Raw genomic sequence first — 20,106 nt, 5'->3', positions numbered from 1 at the left:
AGAAATGAGTTTTTATGAAAAATTAGAGCAATATAAAGATTTTGATTTTGATGATTTTTTATCTAAGGTAAAAGGCAGTGATATAGAAAATATTTTATGTAAAGATAACTTAAGTGAATTAGATTTCTTAAAACTTTTATCACCAGTAGCAGAAAAATATATGGAGCCGTTAGCTCAAAAAGCTAGGCAACTCTCCTTAAGGAATTTTGGAAAGACAGTTGTACTGTACACTCCAATATATATTGCAAACTATTGTGTAAATGGATGTGCATATTGTGGTTATAATGTGAGAAACAAAATAGCGAGAAAGCAGCTTAGTTTTGAAGAAATTGAAAAAGAAGCTAAAGCTATATATGAAACCGGCATGAGAAATATAATAGTTTTAACAGGAGAATCAAAAATTCATACACCAGTAGCTTATATAAGAGATGCCATAAAAATATTGAAGAAGTATTTTAGTTCAATATGTATAGAAATATATCCACTAGAAGTAGAGGAATATAAGGAACTTGTTGAAGCTGGGGCAGATAGTTTAACAATTTATCAAGAGACCTATAATGAAGAAAAATATGATAAAGTTCATTTAAGTGGACCTAAAAAGAATTTCAAATTTAGACTTAATGCACCTGAGAGGGTTTGCGAGGCTGGAATTCATTCCATAGGAACCGGTGCACTTCTTGGGCTATATAAATGGAGAAGTGAAGCATTTTTTACAGGACTTCATGCAGCTTATATTCAAAATAAATTTCCAAGCGTTGAGATATCAATGTCTGCACCTAGAATAAGACCTCATGCGGGAAGTTTTGATGATATATATGAGGTTAATGATAAAAATATCGTACAGGTTATTTTAGCGTACAAATTGTTTCTGCCAAGAGCAGGTACAAATATAACTACACGTGAACCAGCAAAATTTAGAGATAGCCTTATTCCTATAGGAGTAACAAAAATGTCTGCAGGTGTATCAACAGAAGTTGGTGGACATGCATGTAAAGATAAGGGAGAAGGTCAATTTGATACTAATGATAAGAGAAGTGTAAAAGAAATGTATGAGGCAATAAAAAAATTAGGATATAATCCTGTATTTAAGGATTTCCAAAGTACAATATGATATATGTGGTTACCAATAGGAAATTAATAAAGCGTGGAAGTTTATATGATAAAGTAGATAAGGCACTAGAATATGGAGCGGAAAATATAATTTTAAGGGAAAAAGACCTTGATTATGAAAAACTTTATGAAATGGCAATAAAAATTAAAAGTATTACAGATAAGTATAATGCAAATTTAATTGTAAATGGAAGCTTAAGAGTAGCGGAAGAGGTTAAGGCATATGCTTATCATACTGGATTTGAAAATTTTATTAGTCAAGAAAAATTTAATATAAAAACAGGTGTGTCAATTCATAGTTTAGAAGAAGCAATTGAGGCTGAAAAAGAAGGTGCTGCATATTTACTTTGTGGTAATGTATATGAAACTTCCTGCAAACCGGGATTAGAGGGTAAAGGATTAAATTATATTAGGAATATTATAAACAAAGTAACGATACCTGTAATTGCCATTGGGGGTATTAGTGAAAAAAACATAAAAGATGTAATAAATGCAGGTGCTAGGGGAGCAGCTGTGATGTCAGCTATTATGGAAGAACCGTTAATTGTAAAAAGGCTTTTAAAAAATATAAAATAAGATATATAATTAAAAGCTTATTAGACAGTGAATTAGAAATGCGAATCAAAGTGTATAGAAGAACAATTTGATTCGCATTAATTTTTTGTTTTTATTTATTGGCTATGTTTTAAATAAGTGTTGATTTTCGCACTTATTTGAAACATAGCCTTTTTATTTTATTTTCACCTTTTTTACAGTGAGTAAGCAAAGCAAAATATGTAGACAAAAGTCGAAGTTTATAATAAAATGAAATTGTCAACGGTTACTTAAAATTAGATTATAAGGTATAACATTAAATTTGTGTATATTATTAATTAAGTTAAAGTTAATATAATAGGGGGAGAATATTATGAGGTGGTTTTATAATTTAAAGATTGGGAAGAAGTTGATTTTGGGATATGTATTGGTTGCGTTAATTGCAGGTGCAGTTGGAGTTGTAGGTATTATAAGTTTGAACAAAGCCAAGAATCTTGATTTGGAAATGTATGAGAGACATACTTCGACGCTGCCGGAGTTATCAAATGTAATAGAGGGGTATCAAAGAGAAAGAATTGCATTAAGAGATTTGCTTATCAATAAAGATAGTGAAAAAATGAAAAATAACATTGAGAAATTTAATACCTTCGATAAAAGTATTGACAATAGTTTGAATATTTTTGAAAAAAGCATTTTAGATGAGCAAGTTAAAGAATATTTTGGAAAATTAAAAGATTCTCTAGGCGATTTTAGGAGCTTTAGAGACAAGGAAGTAAATTTGATTACAAGCAATAAAGATAGTGAGGCTATTAATAATCTAAGTACTGATGGAAGTAAAATAGCAACAGAAGTTCAAAATAATATTGACAAATTAATGAGCTTAAAAGTTAAACTTGCAAAAGAAAGTTCAGATACTAATATGAGTAATGCTAAAGCAGCTAACGTTATTATGGTTATAATAATTATTATAGGAATGCTTTTGGCGGTAGGCATAGGCATTTTTATGTCTAGAATCATAGGAACGCCAGTAAAAAAATTAGTTAATATGGCAGATAAATTAGCAGCTGGTGATATGGATATAGAGGTCAAGTCAGATAGAAAAGATGAAATTGGAGACCTTGTAGATTCATTTATTAAAATGAAAGAAACCATTAATGGTCTTATAGAAGGTTTAAAAAATATAAATGAGGCTACAGAGGAAGGAAAGTTAAGTGTACGTGGTAACGTAGATGATTTTAAAGGAAGTTATAGTGAAATTATTAAGGGAATAAATAGTACCTTGGATTCTGTTGTAAAACCTGTAGAGGAGGCTTCAAAAGTACTTAATGAAGTTGCAAAAGGAAACCTTAGCGTAAGAGTTGTAGGTGATTATAAAGGTGATCATGCTGCTATAAAAAATGCATTGAATTATAGTGTGGAAAATATATATTCATATATAAAAGAGATTTCAAGTGTTCTTACAGACATGTCAGCTGGAGATTTGGATGTAGGCGTAAATAGAGAATATATGGGTGACTTTATTGAGATTAAGAATTCTTTGAACAAAATTATAGCTTCATTTAATAAAGTAGTAAGTGAGATAAATAGTGCAGCGGGGCAGGTTGCAACAGGAGCTAAGCAGGTATCTGATTCGGCTCAGGCTTTATCTCAAGGATCAACTGAACAGGCAAGTTCGGTAGAAGAATTAACAGCTTCGTTAGAAGAAATTTCAGCGCAAACTAACCAAAATGCTGACAATGCTAAAAAAGCAAGCGAAATGTCATTAACAGCAAAAGAGAATGCATTGAATGGTAATGAACGTATGCAGGAAATGTTAAAGTCTATAAATGAAATAAATGAATCTTCAAGTAATATTTCAAAAATAATAAAAGTTATAGATGATATTGCTTTTCAAACAAATATATTAGCACTTAATGCTGCAGTTGAAGCGGCTAGGGCAGGACAGCAGGGAAAAGGCTTTGCAGTGGTGGCTGAGGAAGTAAGAAATTTAGCAGCAAGAAGTGCAAATGCAGCTAAAGAGACAACAGCATTAATTGAAAGTTCAATTAAGAAAGCAGAAGTTGGAAGTAAAATTGCTGATGAAACTGCAGCAGCTTTAAATAAAATTGTAGAGATTACTTCTAGCACGGCTAATTTTGTGGAGAATATTGCTACTGCATCCAATGAGCAGGCAGCTGGTATTTCTCAAGTAAATCAAGGTATTATGGAGGTATCAGAAGTAATACAAACTAATTCTGCAACAGCAGAGGAAAGTGCAGCAGCAAGTGAGGAACTTCTTAGTCAATCTGAAATGCTTAAAAACTTAGTTAATAACTTTAAGCTTAAGAAAGGAAATTTTGATAAATATGAAATTGAAAAATTGAATCCTCAAGTATTAGAGATGCTGCAAAATATGTCGAAGAAAAGTAATGATGATGATAACAATAATGTAAGGATTAATTTAAACGATGTAGAATTTGGAAAATATTAAAAAGACAAAGCTGTTGTATTAGAATACAACAGCTTTTTGTGCCTTAAATAATATATAGGAATTGTGTAAAAACTAAATATTATTTATGGTAAGGAGTAAAATATTTTGGAATGGATAAATGAATATAAAAAGTTATTTTTTGAGGGCAAAAAAGATGAGGCTTATAAATTAAAATATAATAATTTTCCTAAAAAACTATATAAATATGAGGTTATAGATAAAAGCAAGATAAACACACTTATAAATAATGAACTTTGGTTTTCAAATCCAGATGATTTTAATGATCCATTTGATTCCTGTGGCGTATGCTTTAATGAAAATGAAGTAAAAAAATTTTTCAAGGATATTGATGTTTCAAAATTACTTAATTCTTTTAAACAGGATGTTAAAATTTGCTGTTTTTCTGAGGAAGTTAATAGCATGCCAATGTGGACACATTATGCTGGAAATCATGAAGGAATGTGCATGGAATATGATTTTTCAAAAATTGATTATAAAAATAGATTTTCAAAGTATTTATTTCCAGTGGTTTATCAAACTGAGAGATATGATATAACTAATATTTTGAGGGATTTAATTAATAATAAAACAGAAGATACTGCATATATGCTTTTTTTTATGATGCAGGTAAAGCATATAAGCTGGAACTATGAAAAAGAATGGAGAATAATATTTAAAAGCAAAGAGCTGCGCAATAATATGAGACTTCCAATAAAGCCAAGCGCATTGTATTTAGGGTTAAATTGCAGCAGTGAAAATATGGAGTATATAAAGAAATTAGCTCATAATACTATAAAATGTCCAATATATAAATTTGAAAAGACCAATAATAAATTATTTAATTTTAAAAGTATATGTATTGATAAGTAAAAGTATATAAATTATAATTAGAGATACTATTAAAGTATAAGTTTAAGGAAGAGGGTTTTTTTATGTATCCATTAAAATTTGAAAATTTATATTATGATAAAATTTGGGGAGGTAGAGACTTAGAAGCATTTAGAGATAATCTACCAGATGGAAATATAGGCGAAAGTTGGGATGTGGCTTGCCATAAAAATGGAACTAGCGTCGTTGCAAATGGTGAGTTTAAAGGGAAAAGACTTGATGATTTGATAAAGGAAAAGGGCAGTGAACTTTTAGGAACAAAAATAAGTCCAGATTGGTTTCCTCTCCTTGTTAAATTAATAAATGCAAAGGACAAACTTTCTGTTCAGGTTCATCCTAATGATGAGTATGCTAAAAGAGTAGAAGGCGATATGGGAAAAACTGAAGTTTGGTATGTTGTTGAAGCTTTTGAAGGAGCCAATTTAGTTGTGGGAACAAAAGGTAATTGCACTAAAGAGCAGCTTAAAAAGGCATTAGAAAAAGATCAAATAGATGAATATATGAACAAAATACCAGTTCAAAAGGGTGAGGTTTACCTTGTAAGAAGTGGCATGATACATGCTATTGGTGAAGGCGTTATAGTGGCGGAAATTCAACAAAATAGTGATACTACTTACAGAGTTTCAGATTACAATAGAGGTAGAGAAATTCATGTTGAAAAGGCCCTTGATGTAATAGATTTAAGTTTACGTGGCAAGAAAAGCGAAGGAGTTAAAGTAAAAAAGTGTGGATATGAAAAAACTTATCTTTGTCTTGGAAGAGATTTTTCGCTTGAACTTTATGATTTTGAAAAAGAACTTATAGAGACAAGCGATGAAGAGAGATTTTATATATTTACTTGCGTTGATGGAAAAGGAGAACTTTTCTATGGGGAGAACAATAGTAAGAGTGAAGCAATTAATTACGGAGACAGTGTTTTAATACCAGCTTCAACAGGTAAATATACATTTAAAGGAAATATGAAACTTTTAAAGAGCTATGTTCCTGATGTTGAAAAGGTTGAAAAGGAAATTTTAAGTGAAATAGAATACTAGAAATCAATTCACAATTCACAGTTCACAATGCACAATGAAGGTTGGTTTTTTTCCGCGAGCGGAGAAAAAACTAAAAAAATAATAGGTTGTAAGATTTTCTGTGATAGCAGAAAATCATCCTTAATTGTAAATTGTGCATCGTGCATTGTGAATTGATTTGCATAAAGGGGATGTTATTATGATTAATAAAACAATAGATATATGGGAAAATTTAAGTTACAATAATTACGGAAAATTAGATTTTAGACCTACTATGGATACTTATATTTTATCTGGCGATAAAAGAAGACCTGCAGTTTTAATTTTTCCAGGTGGTGGATATGAATTTACCTCTGAAAGAGAAGCAGAACCTATAGCTATGAAATATAATTCAGCTGGCTTTAATGCTTTTGTTTTATACTATAGTGTTTCACCTGCAAAGTATCCACAACCAATTTTAGATGCAGCAAGAGCAATTACTATAATAAGAGAAAATGCAGATGAATGGAAGGTAGACACTGATAAAATTGCAGTTTGTGGATTTTCTGCTGGAGGACATTTGGCAGCTCATTTGGGAGTCCACTTTGATAAGGAATATCTTTTTAAAACAGAAGGGATAAAAAGAGGATTAACAAGGCCTAATGCTTTAATTTTATCATATCCAGTAATAACTTCAGGAGAATATGCACATAGAGGTTCTTTTGATGCTTTACTTGGAACAAACCCATCTAAAGAATTGCTTGAGGAAGTATCTCTTGAGAAGCAGGTATCAGAAAAAACTCCAAAAACATTTATATGGCATACCTTTGAAGATGGATGTGTACCAATGGAAAACTCAATAATGTTCGTAAAACAACTTAGAAAGTTTAATATACCATTTGAAATGCATATATATCCAGATGGAGGACATGGTCTATCTCTTGCTACAGAAGAAACTAATGAAGATGGAACTCAACTTAATATTCATGTGTCTTCATGGATGAAGCTTAGTATTGATTGGATAAATACTGTATTTAGTGATAGTAATCAGTAATAAAAGAAAGCTTTACAAGGTTTGTAATTGAGTATATAATGGGGTTGTAATAAAATTTAATAATAATTGTATTGCGGGGGGACCATTTGGTTGAGAAGGTTAAAGCCTGACCCTTTGAACTTGACGTAGTTAATACTACCGTAGGGAGCAAAGAGATTTATGTATTTTTGTTTGAAATAAATGCTTACCTAAAAAGTAAGCATTTTTTATTTTTTAGAGGTTTTGTTAAAATGCATAAAAACCCACCTTTCTTTATTTCCCCAATGATACAAGAAGTTATATGAGGAGGAAATATTCGTGAAAAAAGTCTTAACAATTGCAGGTTCAGATTCTAGCGGAGGTGCAGGCATTCAAGCAGATTTAAAAACATTTTCTGCGCATGGAGTTTTTGGAATGAGTGTAATAGCCGCAGTCACAGCTCAAAATACCAAGGAAGTTATTGATGTCCAGAATATAAGTCCAGATATTATAGGAAAACAAATCGATGCTATTTTTGATGACATTGAAGTTGATGCGATAAAGATAGGGATGATATCTGAAATTGAAGGTATAAAAAAGGTAGCAGAAAAACTAAAAAAATATAAACCTCAAAATATTGTATTAGACCCTGTCATGGTGTCTAAATCGGGATATTCACTTATGAATCCAAATTCAGTTGAAACACTTATAAAAGAGCTTATACCAATTGTGTCAGTTGTAACCCCTAATATACCAGAGGCAGAAATAATAGCTAAAATTAAAATTGAAAATATTTCTGACATGGAGATGGCTGCAAAAATTATATATGGTATGGGACCTAAAAATGTATTAATAAAGGGAGGACATTTAACCGGTGCTGCAATAGATGTTTTATACGATGGGGAAGAATTTGTTTATTTAGAAAATGAGAGAATAGACACTAAAAATACTCATGGCACAGGTTGCACACTGTCCTCTTCAATAGCATCAAATCTAGCACTTGGAATGAATATAAAAGAAGCAGTAGGTAATGCTAAAAAGTATATAACAACTGCTATAAAACATTCACTTCCAATAGGGCACGGTTCAGGTCCAACAAACCATTTTTATGAATTATGCAAAAAGGCAGGACTTAACTATGAGTAATAGTAAAGACAAATTAAATTTTTTAGATTTTGTGCTGTTATGGTGTGGGGCGGCTATTTCCATAGCTGAGATTTTAACAGGAGGTTCTATAGCGACCTTAGGTTTTAAAAAAGGACTACTGGCTATAATATTAGGACATCTTATTGGTACGGGAATATTTATATTTGCAGGTATAATAGGTACGCGTGAAAAGGTTCCAGCAATTACTTCTACAAGAATATCATTTGGGTTATATGGTACATATTTGTTTTCAATATTAAATGTGTTTCAGCTTCTTGGCTGGACAGCAGTTATGATAAATTCTTGTGCTCAGTCTTTAAATTTAATAAGTAAAACAATGTGGAATATAAACAATATACCCTTGTGGAGCATATTTACGGCAGTGCTAATTATATTATTTATAGCTTTTGGTATGACAGGCTTTAAAAAGATTAATTCTATAGCAGTAGTGCTTTTATTTATACTTACTCTCGTACTTGGATGGGTTGTTTTTAAAAGTGGTAAACTTTTTTCTAGGCCTCAAGGCAAAGGAATCTCTTTTGGTGGTGCACTTGAACTTGTAATTGCAATGCCGCTTTCTTGGCTTCCTATGGTTGCAGACTACACAAGGTTTGCTAAGAATGAAAGAGAGGGTGCTTTTGGCAGTTTCATAGGATATTTTGTTGGAAGCTCCTGGATGTTTATTATAGGACTTGGAGCAGCGATTGTTTCTAAAAATCCCGATCCGTCAGCTATGATGCTTGCTGCAAATCTTGGAGTATCAGCCTTTGGAATTGTTGTACTTTCAACAGTAACAACTACCTTTATGGATGCATATTCTGCTGGAGTTACTTTCTTAAACATAGTGCCGAAGCTTAATGAAAAGACTGCGGCAATAGCTATAACAATAATAGGAACGGCCGCATCCTTATTTGTTAATATGGATAATTACACAAACTTTCTCTATGCAATAGGTTCGGTTTTTGCACCGTTATTTGCAGTATTATTAACAGACTATTTTATAATAAAAAAACAAACCAAAATAGTAGACAAGCTATTATTAAATGTTGGAGCAGTTCTAGTTTGGGCAATTGGAGTAGCAGTTTATTATTTATTTATAAAACTAGATTTCATATTTGGAGCAACACTGCCAAGTATGATAATAACAGGTACAATATATTTAATTAGTTGGAGGTATGTAAACAAATGGAAATTAATGAAAACTTCAAAGAACTCTTATGTAGCGTAAAGGAGAAAAAACCCCTTGTACATCATATAACTAATTATGTTACAGTAAATGATTGTGCAAATATTGTTTTAGCAGTTGGAGGCTCTCCGGTAATGGCAGATGACATAAATGAAGTAGAGGATATGGTATCAATAGCTTCAACACTTGTAATAAACATTGGTACTTTAAATGAGAGAACTATAGAAGCCATGATAAAAGCAGGTAAAAAGGCAAATGAACTTGTAATTCCTGTAGTGTTAGATCCCGTTGGTGTAGGGGCAACGCCGTACAGAAAAGAAACTGCTTTAAAGCTCATAAAAGAAATCAAATTTGCTGTTATTAGAGGTAATTTAGCAGAAATAAAAATATTGTGTGGTATGAATGGAGCAGCAAAGGGTGTTGATTCAGAGGAAGTTTTAACAGACGATGCAAAAGAAGTTGCAAAAATTTGTGCAAACCGCTTAAACACAGTTGCTGCAATAACTGGAGTATATGATTATGTATCTGATGGAAATAAAGTGCTTGTTCTTAAAAATGGGACTAAAATGCTTACAAGGGTTACTGGAACAGGCTGCATGACTACGGCTTTAGTGGGAACATACTGCGGTGTCACTAAAGATTATTTATTGGCAGCTGCAGCAGGAATTTTGACTATGAGTATGTCTGGTGAAAAAGCTCATGAAAAACTTACTAAAGATCAAGGTAGTGGAAGTTTTAGGGTGAAACTTATAGATGAAGTTTTTAATTTAACAGGAGAGGATTTTGTGAAAAGAGGCAATATTAATGAAGAAAATTGATTATAGCTTATATCTTGTTACGGAGAGAAGCTTGCTTTGTGGTATTGAGTTAGAAGCGGCAGTAGAAAAGGCAATACTCGGTGGGACAACTCTTGTACAATTGAGAGAAAAGAACCTTTCAACTAAGGAGTTTTATGATATAGCAGTGAATATTAAAAAGGTTACAGATAAATATAAGGTACCTCTTATAATTAATGATAGGTTAGATATAGCCTTGGCAGTTCATGCTGCTGGTATTCATGTAGGACAAAGTGATATGCCTTGTGATATAGCGAGGAAGTTTGTAGGTGAAAATAAAATAGTTGGAGTTTCAGCGCATACTGTAGAAGAAGCTTTAAAAGCACAAAAAGATGGTGCTGATTATCTTGGAGTAGGAGCAGTTTTCACAACTGGCACCAAAAAGGATGCAGAAGATGTTAGCATAGAAACTTTAAAAGAAATAGTAAAAAAAGTTAATATACCAGTTGTTGCAATTGGTGGAGTAAGTCAAAATAATGTGGATGAACTTGCAGGAACAGGGATTAATGGGATTGCGGTTATTTCAGCTATATTGGGTAAAAAGGATATTGAAAAAGCAGCAGAGGATTTAAAGAGGGCTGTTAAAACTATTGTGAACAAAGGTGTAGTGCAAAACAAAATAATAAGTGGGAGCTCTGCATAAAAATGATGTGATTAATAGCATCTTGAAAACTTAAATAAAATTAATAAATCTAAGAGACTAAATCGCAAAATTCTAAGGACTTTCAATAACTCGCAAGAAGCAGCTCGAACAATTGAAATTTCTAAGACTTTTGCGATTTAGTCCCTAAGATTTATAAAATTTTATTTAAATGTTTCTTCAACGCTATTAATCACATCATTTTTTTATGCAGAGCTCCTACTTATTATTTAAGTTTTTGTACTACACCCTTGTTTAGGTAAGTTTTTAATATCTATTTAAACTAGTTCAACTACCAAAAGTTCCTGCATCTAAACTTTGTAATACGAACTTATTTAAACATTGGAAATAAAGGTGTGGTACAAGTATCAAAATAACAAGGGACAGGTGCATTAAAAAAATGATGTGGTATACGAGTGTCGAAGAAATATTTTAAATAAAATTGTATAAACCTTAGTGGGGAATTTTTTGAAAACTTTAGAACTTTCAATTGTTTGAGCTTCCTCTCAGCGAGTTATTGAAAGTTCTTAAGTTTTCGGAAAATTTGCCACTTAGGTTTATTAATTTTATTTAAGATTTCGAGATACTCGTAGACCACATTATTTTTAATGTACCTGTCCCTTGTTATTTGGTTTTGCACTATACCTTTGTTCGCAATGTTTATTTCATATCTTCTACTTTAAACGGTTTGCCATGACCAGGATATACATTTTTTATATTCATAGATTTCAATCGATTAATACTTTCAGTGAGTTTTGAAAAATCTACAGCATTTAGTGCAGGGGATGGTTTTTTCATATTAGCTAGAGTGTCGCCAGCAATGAGGTTTCCATCTTCGGTTAAAATGCCAATAGATCCATGGGTATGCCCCGGCATGTGAAGGACTTTGCAGTGAAAGCCGTATTGTAATAAGTTATTACCTTCATTAATAATAATATCTGGAGTAAAACGTTCGAATTCCTTAAGTACATTTTCGGTGAGACTTTTTATTTGTTTTTTTGCTAATAGAGAAATGATTTTATAAATAATAGATTTGTAATTACAGTTTTGTAGTGCATTTTCTAATGATGGATTTTGTACTAATTCTATATCGGCTTCATGCATTGCTATTTTTGTATTATATTTTTCTCTAAGAAAAGCAGCATTTGATGTATGGTCATTATCGCCGTGAGTTAATACTATGAGAACTAGATTATTTTGGGTACAGCCGTAATTTTCAAGTTCTTTTTCAAGTTTTTCACGTTTGTTGGAAAAAACTTTGTCCATAAATAGATGGCCGCCAGTGTCAAATAAAATAAATTTGGCATCTTCCTTTAGTAGGTAGCAGTTTACACCGTCTAAATCAATCCTAATAATTTCTTGATTCATAATAAGACTTCCTTTTCAAATAAATTATTTTTTATCATGATTTTTGTGATAAGCACCATGAGTTTCTGTATATATTTTTAAGTATAATGCCAAATATTCACTTATTGCAAATGCATATAGTTTATGATATTCTATGTTTCAGGATGGGAAGTATCCAAAATGAACTTCACCTTAAAATTTTAAATTATATTTATATTCTGCTCGTATCTTTTGAATGAGACAGAGAAAATGTATAGATAGCGTCAATCCTCAGTTATATGGGGGTGGTACATTGAAAGTAGGTTTTATTGGAGCGGGAAAAGTTGGCTTTTCGCTTGGAAAATATTTTTCCGTAAATGATATAAAATTAAGTGGATATTATAGTCAAAATTACAATTCTGCAAAACATGCAGCAGAGTTTACAAACTCAAAGGCGTATGATAAATTAGAGAATATTGTAATTGAGAGTGACATGCTATTTATAACAACTCCTGATGATGAAATTAAAAAGATTTGGCAAAGTATAAAAAATATTCAAATAAAAGATAAACTTATAATTCATACCAGCGGAAGTTTATCATCTAACATCTTTTCTGATATAAAAGGCAAAGGTGCCTTCGGATACTCAGTTCATCCTATGTTTCCATTTTCAGATAAATACAATACGTATAAACAATTAAATAATGCTTATTTTTCAATTGAAGGTGATGAAAAGTATTTAGAAACTTTGAAAATTTTTATTGAAAAATTGGGAAATCATGTACTTATAATAGCTGCGGATAAAAAATCGTTATATCATCTTGCTAATGTTATGGTTTCTAATATGGTGCTTTCTGTAATAAGTATTGGTGAAAGTTATTTAGCTAAATGTGGTGTTGATAAAAGCATAGCAGTGCAGGCTCTTTATCCTCTTATACATGCGAATGTAGTTAATATAAAAAACAATGGAACTACAAATTCGCTTACAGGTCCAATAGAAAGAGGAGATTTAGGAACTCTAAAACATCATATTGAAGTTATGCCAGAAGAGCATTGGGAGCTTTATGAAGGGCTTTCACGTCAGTTATTGTATTTAGCCTTGGAAAAAAACAAAGAAAAAGATTATGAGAAAATCATTAATTTTTTAGGAGGCAGTAAATGATGAAAAATACGGTTGAAACCTTTAAAAAAGCAAAGGAAACTAAAGAAAAACTTTCTATGCTGACGGCTTATGACTATTCAATGGCAAAATTAGTAGATGAGAGTGAAATAAATGGTATTCTTGTTGGTGATTCGCTTGGAATGGTGTGCTTAGGCTATGAAAATACTTTAAGTGTAACTATGGAAGATATGATTCATCATGGTAAGGCAGTTGCACGGGGTGCTAAAAATTCGCTTGTAGTAGTAGATATGCCTTTTATGTCATATCAAACTTCAGTTTATGATGCTGTTGTAAATGCAGGCAGATTGGTAAAGGAAGCAGGAGCAGAAGCAATAAAGCTTGAAGGTGGACAAGATATGTGTGACAGGATAAAAGCAATTGTAAAAGCTCAAATTCCTGTAATGGGTCATATTGGTCTTACTCCTCAATCGGTAAATGCTTTTGGAGGTTTTAAAGTTCAGGGGAAAAGTGAAGCTAGGGCTAAAGAATTGATTGAAGATGCAAAAAAAATTGAAGCCGCAGGAGCATTTGCATTAGTACTTGAATGTGTGCCAGCTAAACTTGCAGAAATTATTTCAAATAATATAACTATTCCAACTATAGGCATAGGCGCAGGGGCTGGTTGTGATGGACAAATACTTGTTTATCAGGATATGCTTGGAATTTTTAGTGATTTTAAGCCTAAGTTTGTAAAGAGTTATGCAAAGGTTGGGGATACTATGAAGGCTGCTTTTAAAGAATATATAGAAGATATAAAAGCAGGGGCTTTTCCAGCTGAAGAACATACTTTTAAAATAGATGAAAGTGTTATTGAAAAACTTTATTAAAGATATTAGAGGAGTGTTTGCAGATGAAAACTGTTTATACCATAAAAGAAGTTAGAGATAATATAAAAGAGTGGAAAAAACAAGGGTTAAGTATAGGACTTGTTCCTACAATGGGATATTTGCATGAAGGTCATAAAAGTCTCATAGAAAGAGCTGCAAAAGAAAATGATAGAGTGGTTGTAAGTGATTTTGTAAACCCAATTCAATTTGGACCAAAGGAAGATTTAGCAGTTTATCCAAGGGATTTAAGTAGAGATGAAGCTGTATGCATGGAAGGTGGAGCAGCCCTTTTATTTAATCCAGAACCAAGAGAGATGTATTTTAAAGATGCAGAAACCTATGTAAATGTTGATGAAATTACAGAAGTGTTATGTGGGGCAAGAAGACCTGGACATTTTAGAGGCGTGTGTACTGTAGTTTCAAAACTATTTAATATTGTTACTCCTGATAGAGCATATTTTGGCGAAAAGGATGCACAGCAGCTTGCAGTTATAAAGAGGATGGTAAGAGATTTAAACTTTGATATAGAAATAGTAGGATGTCCAATTGTAAGAGAAGCAGATGGACTTGCTAAAAGTTCTAGAAATACTTATCTTACAGAAGAGGAAAGAAAAGCAGCTGTCATTTTGAACTTAAGTTTGAAAAAGGCTAGGGAAGCCCTAGAAAACGGCGAAAGAAGCGCAGATAAATTAATAGAAATAATAAAAAGCAAAATTGAAAAAGAACCCCTTAGTAATATAGATTATGTTGAGATTGTAGGCAGTGAAAACCTAGAGAAGGTTTCAGTGATAAGTGACAGTGTTCTTGTTGCAATAGCAGTGTATATAGGAAAAACTCGTCTTATAGATAATTTTACTTGGAGGTAGAAGGATATGCAGTTAAATATGTTAAAAGCTAAAATACACAGAGCAACAGTTGTAGAAGCAGAGTTAAATTACGTTGGAAGTATAACTATAGATAAGGAATTAATGGATGCTGCAGGAATACTTGAATATGAAAAAGTTGAGATAGCAGATATTGATAATGGCAATAGATTTGAAACCTATGTAATACAAGGTGAGCCAGGAAGTGGTATGATATGCTTGAATGGTGCGGCTGCAAGGTGCGTTCAAAAAGGTGATAGAATAATAATAATGTGTTATTGCAGCGTAACACCAGAAGAGGCTAAAGAATTAAGACCAACAGTTGTGTTTGTAAATGACGATAACAGTATACAGAGTGTCTTTGATTATGAAAGACATGGGGAGATAAAATAGAAAATTAATGAGACATGTGCTAATAGTTAGTTAAGCCGTAAGATATAATTATTGCGAGCCATTAAATCAGAGTACAGAGTACAGATGACAGAGTACAGTTAAGGTTGATTTACCTTTCCTTACGTCAGGTAAATCTTAAACTTAAATGTTGTCAGCTTCGCTGAACAACATTAATTTTTTGATTGCGTAAGCAATCAAAAATGAGTTATAAGATTTTCTGTAGCAAAGCGGAAGAAAATCATACTTCACTGTACTCTGTACTCTGTCAGCTGTACTCTGAATAAGGGTTCGCATTTTTTTATTATGGTTAACTAATTTTTTATTATACATAATCAAGTATTGAGAATAGAAAAAGTGTTATATTATTTGATACCATGAATATAAATTAAAGTAAGAAGTTTTTAATAGCTGCCTTTATCACAAGAGAAGAGTTGCTAGTATAAGGGATAATAATGAGATCAACATTAAATTGGGGGGGAATAATAATGAATAATATTATTAGCTATATGGAGAAAGGCGTTAAAGAAGCACTTGTAAAAGCTGTCACTAGCGTCTTAGATAAAAATCCAGAAAAAAACGTTGATAAATTATTTCAGATTTTGGATCACACAATAAAAGATCAAGAAAGTAAGGAAAGCATTGAGACGGTGTATGACTTATATAAAAATAATCCAGCAATTCATGAACTTGCACAGAATATATTATCGACAACGGATAAGAATTGCTTAAAAAAATTTTTTGGTAACTTTTTTGCTAATGCAGTATGGTATGGTGGGCCCATAAGAGATAAAATCTTCAGTGAACAAGGTACAAAACTGCCATTTACAATACTTATAAGCCCATCTATGAGATGTACGCTAAAATGTACAGGATGTTATGCAGCTAAATACAGTAAAAAAGATGATATTCCAAGAGAAGAACTTGAAAGGATTATAAAGGAAGCTAGAGAATTAGGAATTTATTATATAATTATACTTGGAGGAGAACCATTTATAAACGATTATATGCTTGATATATATGAGGAATTTAATGATGTATTGTTTACTCCATTTACAAATGGACAACTTATAAACGAAAAAATTGCGGATAGGCTTAAGAAACTTGGAAATGTAATACCTATGTTCTCACTTGAAGGTTTTGAAAAAGAAACTGATGGAAGAAGAGGAAAAGGAGTTTTTCAAGGGGTAATGAGGGCAATGGATTTACTTCATGAAAGAGGCGTATTGTTTGGAGTTTCATCAGCAGTAAATAGAATTAATTTAGATGTTGTTACTTCTGATGAATTTATAGATTTACTTGTTAAAAAGGGTGCTAAAATGAGTTGGTACTTCCTTTATATGCCTGTAGGTGAATCACCAGATGTAAATTTGATGCTTACATCAGATCAAAGACTTGCCTTAGGCGAAAGAACTAGAAAAATAAGAGTTACGAAACCATATTTTACAATAGATTTCTTTAATGATGCTCCATATGTTGGAGGTTGCATAGCTGGTAAATATTATTGCCATATCAATTCAAAGGAAGAAGTTGAGCCGTGCATTTTTGCACATTTCTCCACATTTAACTTAAAAGGGAAACCACTTATAGATGCTTTTAAAACCGAATTTTTTAAAACTTTAAGAGAAATACAACCTTATAATAAAAATATGCTAAGACCATGCATGATGATTGATAATACAAATGTTGTTAGAGAAGTTGTGGCAAAAGTAGGTGCACATACTACAGATCCAAGTGCAGAAAAAATGTTACATGACGCTGAGTTTATGTCTGAGCTTGACAAATTAGCTGAAGATTTTAAACCAAAAGCTGATAAAGCATGGAAAGAAATCTTCAATGAAAAAGGAAATGACAAGATGGCAAAGGGCTGACAAATTAAATATTTAAAAGCAAATTAGTAAGATTCAGATAAATTTTTTATTTGTATTTTACTAATTTTTTTTTATAGATTATAATTATGTGGTATACTAATGTATAATTCTAAATAAGGTTGGACAATCAACGTAACAATGATTAATGGAGTTGAGTAATAAAATTATGAAAAATAGATTTAGTAAAATATTAACTGTGCTTATAAGTTTAATTTTTATGGTTAGCATTGTTGGATGCCAATCAAAGAATGTTAATCATAAGGAAAGTAATAAAAATAAAAAGAAAGATATTGTCAGAAATATTACAGTATGGATTTGTAATAATGATAAGAATATTATACGAGATCAAATTGGTATATTTAATAAGAAATATCCCAATATAAAGGTAAACGTTGTTACAATGGAGCCTAAGGATATAATAGTTAATTATATTAACGATTGCAGTAACAATAAAGGATTGCCAGATGCTATAGAAGTTCTAGATACTAATGCAGCTATGCTTATCAATGGGTTTTCAGATAAATTTGCTAACGTTTCACAAGATAGCGATATAAAGAAAGGAATGTTTTTAAATAATAGGATAAATAATTTATCAAGAAAAGGCAAGGTGTATGGATATCCATGGTATACTCAGCCAGTATTTATGCTTTATAGAAGCGATATACTTAAAAATTTAGGCATGGATTCAGCAGATATAAGGACTTGGCAGGATTATGTTAGCCTGCAAAATCAAATAAAACCTCAAGGAAAAAATTTAATGACTATCTCAAGTATTAGCCAGTTATATGATATTCAATTGAATGAACTTGGAACTGATTTTTTTGATGATAATGGAAAATTAGATATTAAAAATGATACAATAATGGAAGCTAATGAGTTTATGTATAATACTTTAAAAAAGAATATAGATATAGATATTAATTCAAATAGTGATAAATTTGCTGCATTTAATAATGGAAGTAGTATATCTATTATGGCAACAATTTCTGATGTGTTGTATATGGAGAAAACTTATCCTAACTTGAAAGGGAATATTGCATTAGAGAGACTTCCAGCGTTTGAAGATGGGGGAAATAATACTGCCTATATTAATGGAACAAACTTCATGATTTCCGATTCTTCTAAGAATAAAGAATATGCTACCGAATTTGTAAAATTTATAACTGGAGACAAAAATTCTGTTTATAATCAATTTTCTGTTTATGGACTTTGTTCAAGTAATGCATCTGCCTACAATTATGATAAGATGCATAAACAAAATTCATACATAAAAAATAATAATGATATGTATAAAATGTATATTAATTCAGCCAAGTTTTTTTCTGATTTTAGCTATAATCAAAATTACGCAGAAATAAGAGATTACATAATTAACAATACCAATGCTGATATAACCAAAAATAAAGATATCGATGAAATAATTAATGATTCTCAAAAATATCTTGATCAAAGATATAAATAGAGATAAACCGCTTGAAACTTCAAAATTAATTTGTATCAAAATGCCGTCTTCTGGGCATTATGATGCAAATTGATTTTGGTAGTTGAAACGGTATATCTATACAGATAAACCACTTGAAACTTGAAACGGTTTATCTATACATAAGGGAGGAAAAAAATGAAGATTACAAAGAATAAAATAGTTTTAGTAGGGGCAGGAATGGTTGGTTCAAGTATATTGAATTCAATATTATCATTAAATCTAGTTGCGGAAATTGCACTAATTGATAACAATATAAATAAAGCTGAGGGAGAGGCACTAGATGCGAGCCACACAACTTCATTCCCATATAGTCCAAATGTTAGAGTTAGAGTTGGTGAATATAAGGATTGTGCTGATGCACAAATAATAATAGTATCTGCAGGACCAAGTAAAAAACCAAATGAAAATATTTCAAGACTAGATTTAGCAGCTAAAAACGTAAATGTTATGAAATCTGTAATGGAATCTATTTGTGAATATACTAAAGAAGCAATAATAATTATAGTTACAAATCCAGTGGATATTTTAACTTATTATGCTCAAAATAACTTTGATTATCCTAAAGAAAAAATAATAGGTACAGGAACATTTTTGGATACTGCTAGATTTATAAGAATTCTTGCTGAAAATTATCTTGTTGATACAAAAAATGTTCAAGGATATATTTTAGGAGAGCACGGAGAAAGTGCTTTTGCTGCATGGAGCCTTGTATCTATAGCAGGTGTACCAATAAATAAGTGGGAAAAACTTGAGGGAAATGCTGATAAAATAAATCGTGATGAGGTTTTAGATAGAGTTAAGCAAGTTGGAACAGACATACTTAATTTAAAAGGATATACTAGTGCCGGAATAGCAACAAGTGTATGTACATTAGTTAAAGCTATTTTGTTAAATGAGCTTAGCATAGTTCCAGTTTCTGTTACACTTGACGGGGAATACGGTTTGAAAGATGTAGCATTAAGTATACCTTGTTTAATATCTGATGAGGGAGTTTCAAAAAAAATAGAAGTTCCTTTAACGGAGGATGAAGTTAAAAAGTTATCAGAAAGTGCAGAAGTTTTAAAAAGAGGAATTGCAACAGTAGTAAAATAGTACTTGTTGTAATACTAAAGAGGGACTGTTATATAAAGTTATTTTATACACAAATCTTAAACATTGCGAACCAACTAAATCAAAGTACAAAGTACAGAGTACAAAGTACAAAGAAGGATGATTTTCTTACGCTTTGCTACAGAAAATCTTAAAACTTATTTTTGATTGCTTACGCAATCGCAACATTAATGTTGCTCAGCGAAACTGACAATATTTAAGTTTAAGATTTACCTGAGCAGTGCGAAAGGTAAATCATCCTTCTTTGTACTCTGTACTTT

At 31.4% G+C, this 20,106-nt stretch carries 18 protein-coding genes and 1 riboswitch; of the genes, 17 read left to right on the top strand and 1 reads right to left on the bottom strand.

Annotation, left to right across the window (positions count from 1 at the left end; all coding sequences use genetic code 11):
* Positions 1 to 4 precede the first annotated feature (4 nt).
* From thiH to thiE, 10 genes are all read left to right on the top strand, one after another.
* Positions 5 to 1,111: a 2-iminoacetate synthase ThiH gene (thiH, locus tag CUEA01_RS14490; RefSeq protein ID WP_234122404.1), complete on the top strand. Its 1,107-nt coding sequence runs from the start codon at positions 5 to 7 to the stop codon at positions 1,109 to 1,111.
* Entirely contained in the window at positions 1,108 to 1,686 is a 579-nt protein-coding gene (locus CUEA01_RS14485; protein WP_234122403.1) for a thiamine phosphate synthase, read from the top strand. The genes thiH and CUEA01_RS14485 overlap by 4 nt, the downstream gene beginning before the upstream one ends.
* A gap of 331 nt (positions 1,687 to 2,017) precedes the next feature.
* Positions 2,018 to 4,114, top strand: a complete 2,097-nt coding sequence (locus CUEA01_RS14480) for a HAMP domain-containing methyl-accepting chemotaxis protein (protein ID WP_234122402.1) — start codon at positions 2,018 to 2,020, stop codon at positions 4,112 to 4,114.
* Between the two features lie 105 nt (positions 4,115 to 4,219).
* Positions 4,220 to 4,984 carry a DUF2971 domain-containing protein gene (locus CUEA01_RS14475; RefSeq protein WP_234122401.1) on the top strand — a complete coding sequence of 255 codons (765 nt, stop codon included), beginning with the start codon at positions 4,220 to 4,222 and terminating at the stop codon, positions 4,982 to 4,984.
* A gap of 62 nt (positions 4,985 to 5,046) precedes the next feature.
* Positions 5,047 to 6,036, top strand: a complete 990-nt coding sequence (locus CUEA01_RS14470; protein ID WP_234122400.1) for a type I phosphomannose isomerase catalytic subunit — start codon at positions 5,047 to 5,049, stop codon at positions 6,034 to 6,036.
* A gap of 178 nt (positions 6,037 to 6,214) precedes the next feature.
* Positions 6,215 to 7,048, top strand: a complete 834-nt coding sequence (locus CUEA01_RS14465; protein ID WP_234122399.1) for an alpha/beta hydrolase — start codon at positions 6,215 to 6,217, stop codon at positions 7,046 to 7,048.
* A 65-nt stretch (positions 7,049 to 7,113) separates the two neighbouring features.
* A riboswitch (TPP riboswitch) is annotated at positions 7,114 to 7,212 on the top strand.
* Positions 7,213 to 7,345: 133 nt separating this feature from the next.
* The gene (gene thiD, locus CUEA01_RS14460; protein ID WP_234122398.1) at positions 7,346 to 8,152 is read left to right on the top strand and encodes a bifunctional hydroxymethylpyrimidine kinase/phosphomethylpyrimidine kinase; all 807 of its coding nucleotides are present in this window, start codon (positions 7,346 to 7,348) and stop codon (positions 8,150 to 8,152) included.
* Complete coding sequence (gene cytX, locus CUEA01_RS14455) at positions 8,145 to 9,380, top strand: putative hydroxymethylpyrimidine transporter CytX (protein ID WP_234122397.1); 1,236 nt, start codon at positions 8,145 to 8,147, stop codon at positions 9,378 to 9,380. Before thiD ends, cytX begins: the two co-directional genes overlap by 8 nt.
* Entirely contained in the window at positions 9,338 to 10,156 is an 819-nt protein-coding gene (gene thiM / locus CUEA01_RS14450; RefSeq protein WP_234122396.1) for a hydroxyethylthiazole kinase, read from the top strand. The genes cytX and thiM overlap by 43 nt, the downstream gene beginning before the upstream one ends.
* Positions 10,143 to 10,817 carry a thiamine phosphate synthase gene (gene thiE / locus CUEA01_RS14445; RefSeq protein ID WP_234122395.1) on the top strand — a complete coding sequence of 225 codons (675 nt, stop codon included), beginning with the start codon at positions 10,143 to 10,145 and terminating at the stop codon, positions 10,815 to 10,817. Before thiM ends, thiE begins: the two co-directional genes overlap by 14 nt.
* A gap of 657 nt (positions 10,818 to 11,474) precedes the next feature.
* Here thiE and CUEA01_RS14440 read toward each other — a convergent pair.
* Positions 11,475 to 12,182 (bottom strand): MBL fold metallo-hydrolase, encoded by a 708-nt coding sequence (locus CUEA01_RS14440; RefSeq protein ID WP_234122394.1) that lies wholly within the window; start codon positions 12,180 to 12,182, stop codon positions 11,475 to 11,477.
* Positions 12,183 to 12,453: 271 nt separating this feature from the next.
* Here CUEA01_RS14440 and CUEA01_RS14435 point away from each other — a divergent pair, with 271 nt between their 5' ends.
* The 7 genes from CUEA01_RS14435 to CUEA01_RS14405 all read left to right on the top strand — a co-directional run bounded on the left by CUEA01_RS14435 (position 12,454) and on the right by CUEA01_RS14405 (position 19,828).
* On the top strand, positions 12,454 to 13,302 hold the full coding sequence (locus CUEA01_RS14435; protein ID WP_234122393.1) for a Rossmann-like and DUF2520 domain-containing protein: 849 nt from the start codon (positions 12,454 to 12,456) through the stop codon (positions 13,300 to 13,302).
* Positions 13,302 to 14,129, top strand: a complete 828-nt coding sequence (gene panB / locus CUEA01_RS14430; protein WP_234123351.1) for a 3-methyl-2-oxobutanoate hydroxymethyltransferase — start codon at positions 13,302 to 13,304, stop codon at positions 14,127 to 14,129. The genes CUEA01_RS14435 and panB overlap by 1 nt, the downstream gene beginning before the upstream one ends.
* Before the next feature lie 23 nt (positions 14,130 to 14,152).
* Complete coding sequence (gene panC / locus CUEA01_RS14425; RefSeq protein WP_234122392.1) at positions 14,153 to 14,995, top strand: pantoate--beta-alanine ligase; 843 nt, start codon at positions 14,153 to 14,155, stop codon at positions 14,993 to 14,995.
* Positions 14,996 to 15,001: 6 nt separating this feature from the next.
* Complete coding sequence (gene panD / locus CUEA01_RS14420; protein ID WP_234122391.1) at positions 15,002 to 15,385, top strand: aspartate 1-decarboxylase; 384 nt, start codon at positions 15,002 to 15,004, stop codon at positions 15,383 to 15,385.
* Positions 15,386 to 15,870: 485 nt separating this feature from the next.
* Positions 15,871 to 17,253 carry a radical SAM protein gene (locus CUEA01_RS14415; protein WP_234122390.1) on the top strand — a complete coding sequence of 461 codons (1,383 nt, stop codon included), beginning with the start codon at positions 15,871 to 15,873 and terminating at the stop codon, positions 17,251 to 17,253.
* A gap of 166 nt (positions 17,254 to 17,419) precedes the next feature.
* Complete coding sequence (locus CUEA01_RS14410) at positions 17,420 to 18,715, top strand: ABC transporter substrate-binding protein (protein WP_234122389.1); 1,296 nt, start codon at positions 17,420 to 17,422, stop codon at positions 18,713 to 18,715.
* A gap of 156 nt (positions 18,716 to 18,871) precedes the next feature.
* Positions 18,872 to 19,828, top strand: a complete 957-nt coding sequence (locus tag CUEA01_RS14405) for an L-lactate dehydrogenase (protein WP_234122388.1) — start codon at positions 18,872 to 18,874, stop codon at positions 19,826 to 19,828.
* Positions 19,829 to 20,106 lie beyond the last annotated feature (278 nt).

The sequence above is a fragment of the Clostridium hydrogenum genome (genome assembly GCF_021432385.1).
GTDB lineage: Bacteria > Bacillota > Clostridia > Clostridiales > Clostridiaceae > Clostridium_S > Clostridium_S hydrogenum.
The sequence above is the reverse complement of the archived record's forward strand: the minus strand, read 5'-3'. Positions and strand labels throughout refer to the sequence as shown.